Here is a 443-nt window from a genome sequence, read left to right on the forward strand (position 1 = left end):
AGTTTGCGCGACTGGGGCCATGCCAGGGATTACGTGCGGATGCAGTGGATGATGCTGCAGCAGGAGGCGCCCGAGGATTTCGTCATCGCCACCGGCAAGCAATATTCGGTGCGCCAGTTCATCACCTGGTCGGCGCAGGAGCTGGGGCTGACGCTGGCGTTTTCGGGCGAAGGCGAAGCGGAAATTGCCACCGTGACCGCGATTGAGGGCGATATGGCCCCGGCGCTGAAGGTGGGCGATGTGGTGCTGCGCATCGATCCGCGCTATTTCCGCCCCGCCGAGGTGGAGACGCTGCTGGGCGATCCGGGTAAGGCAAAGCAGAAACTGGGCTGGGAGCCGGAGATCACCACCGAGGAGATGTGCGCCGAAATGGTGCGCGAAGACCTCAAAACCGCCCGCCGCCACGCCCTGCTGAAAGAACACGGCATGGACCTGCCGGTCAG

Annotated in this window: 1 protein-coding gene; it reads left to right on the forward strand. The window is 64.1% G+C overall.

All coding sequences use genetic code 11. The annotated features are described in order from the left end of the window. Positions 1–443: GDP-mannose 4,6-dehydratase (locus VWZ81_RS09165; protein WP_416549309.1), on the forward strand; the 443-nt coding region annotated here is incomplete at both ends.

It is taken from the genome of Phaeobacter sp. JH20_34, assembly GCF_048056095.1.
Classification (GTDB): Bacteria; Pseudomonadota; Alphaproteobacteria; order Rhodobacterales; family Rhodobacteraceae; genus Phaeobacter; species Phaeobacter bryozoorum.